The following is a 2,669-nucleotide window of genomic DNA, read 5'->3' as shown; positions in this document are numbered from 1 at the left end:
GGATTGGAATGCCCAGGCGACGCAATGGTTCGTGGTTTCCGATATCGGCATCACGACATACGCGGGTACCGATGGCCTCAACGTCTTCACCCGTTCGCTCGCCTCGGCAAAGCCGATCGCCGGCGTTGAGCTCCATCTTCTGGCGAAGAACAATGAAGTACTCGGCACTGCAACGACCGATGAGAACGGTCGGGCGACGTTCACCGCCGGTCTGATGCGTGCGACGGCTGCCCTGACGCCCGCTGTCATCACCGCCCGGAACGGTGGCGCCGACTATGTCTTCCTCGATATGACGCGCGCGGGCTTTGATCTCTCCGATCGCGGCGTCACCGGCCATGCTTCACCCGGCGCCATCGATGTCTTGAGCTGGACGGAGCGCGGCATCTACCGGGCCGGGGAAACGGTCCACGCCGCTGCCCTAGCCCGCGATACTGATGGCAAGGCGATCGAAGGCCTGCCGCTGACCTTCATCTTCCTGCGTCCCGATGGTGTCGAGGACCGCCGGATCGTCAGCCAGACCAGCCAGGTCGGCGGTTATGCGATCGACCTCCCCGTTCAGGAAAATGCCATGCGCGGCACCTGGACGATGAACATTCACACCGACCCAAAGGGCTCGCCGATCGCGACAAAAACCTTCCTGGTCGATGACTTCGTGCCGGATCGTACCGACCTGGAGATCAAGACCGAGGCGAAGGTTATCGGTCCGGAGACGTCAGCGCCAATCAATATATCAGGCAAGTATCTCTATGGCGCACCTGCGGCAGGGCTGTCGCTGGAAGGCGATGTCGTGATCAAGCCGACCCGCCAGGCGGACGCCTTCCCCGGCTACTTCTTTGGCCTTGCCGACGAAGAAGCCAGCGAAGACACGCGCCAGACCATAGAAGGCCTGCCCGACCTCGACGAAGATGGCGAAGGGATTACCGAGTTGACTGTCGGCGATCTGCCGGCGACGACGCAGCTTCTGAACGCCACGGTCTATATCCGCATGCAGGAAGCCGGTGGCCGCGCCATCGAGCGTTCGCTCGTGCTTCCCGTCAAGAATCAAAACCCGATGATCGGCATCAAGCCGGAATTCTCCGGCGACCTTGGCGAGAATTCGATCGCGAACTTCACCGTTATCGGCGTTGATGAAGACGGGGCGAAGCAGGCGATGAGCGGCCTGCGCTGGAAACTCTACAAGCTGAACCGCGACTATCAATGGTATCGCGACGGTACCGCCTGGAAATACGAGCCGATCTATACCGCCGAGCAGGTCGCCAACGGCAATCTCGATGCGTCCCTGGACGGAGCGAAGATATCGTCTCCCGTCGCCTGGGGGCGCTACCGCCTCGAGGTCGAAAGCACGCAGACCGACGGCCCTGCCTCGAGCGTTGAATTCGATGCGGGATGGTTCGTCCAGGCAACGTCGACGGAGACGCCTGACGGGCTTGAGATCGCGCTCGACAAGGAGAGCTACAGGATCGGCGAGACGGCGAAGCTGAAGGTCTCATCGCGCTACGCAGGCGAATTGATGATCGCGGCCGGTACGGAGACCCTCGTGGCCATCCAAAATGCATCCATTGGCGAGAACGGTGGCGAAGTCGATATTCCCGTCACTTCAAATTGGGGGGCTGGCGCCTATGTCACCGCGACATTGTTCCGCCCCGGCGATGCTCAGGACAGCCACATGCCGATGCGCGCGATCGGCGTGAAATGGCTGAAGGTCGATCCGGCGGAGCGAGCATTGCAGGTAGCGATCGATGCGCCGGAGAAGATGCTGCCGCGCGCACCGCTGCCGATCACCCTTGCCGTTGCCGGCGCGGGGGCCAACGAGGACGCCTATGTGACGGTTGCGGCTGTTGATGTCGGCATTCTCAATCTGACCCGCTACGAACCACCAAACCCTGAAGACTGGTATTTCGGCCAGCGCCAGCTCGGTCTCGAAATTCGAGACCTTTACGGACGGCTGATCGACGGCTCGCTCGGCGCGACCGGCAAGCTGAGAACCGGCGGCGACGGAGGCGCTGTGGCACTTCAGGGAAGCCCGCCGACGCAAAAGCTTGTTGCCTTCTTCTCTGGTCCGGTGAAGCTGGATGCCCAAGGCAAGGCGAATGTCAGCTTCGACATTCCCCAGTTTAACGGCACTGCGCGCGTGATGGCAGTCGCCTGGTCGAAAGCCGGCCTTGGCCATGCGACGAAGGACGTCATCATTCGTGACCCTGTCGTGGTGACGGCGAGCCTGCCGGGCTTCCTCGCCCCCGGAGATACCTCCGAGCTTCGGCTCGATATCGCCAATACGGACGCGCCGGCAGGCGACTTCAAGCTGACCGTTGCTGGCAACGATGCCGTACGCATTGGCGAGGCGTCACAGACGATCCATCTCGAGGCCGGCGCCAGATCAGCCGTGACGCTCGCTATCACCGGCGCGCAACCGGGCCATGGCAGCGTTTCGATCAATCTCGCTGACGCGGCCGGCCTGTCGCTGGATCAGACGGTTGATGTTCCTGTTCGACCGGCAGTTCTGCCGATGACCGAACGCCGCGTTCTGGCGCTCAATCCAGCAACCAGGCTGACCGTCGACAAGGCATTGCTGGCAGACAGCGTTCTACAAGGCGCCTCCGTCAGCGTCAGCGTCACGCGTTCGGCCGCCTTCGACATTCCAGCTCTGCTGATGTCGCTCGACCGTTACC

1 protein-coding gene is annotated in these 2,669 nt (G+C 62.2%); it reads left to right on the top strand.

The genetic code is table 11. The features are described from left to right. A partial coding sequence (locus AAAB35_RS19755) for an alpha-2-macroglobulin (RefSeq protein ID WP_340669981.1) occupies positions 1-2,669 on the top strand: 2,669 nt, incomplete at both ends.

The organism is Phyllobacterium sp., from assembly GCF_037994425.1.
Lineage (GTDB): Bacteria > Pseudomonadota > Alphaproteobacteria > Rhizobiales > Rhizobiaceae > Phyllobacterium.
Note: the sequence above shows the minus strand (reverse complement) of the source record. Positions and strands in the feature narration are given on the sequence as shown.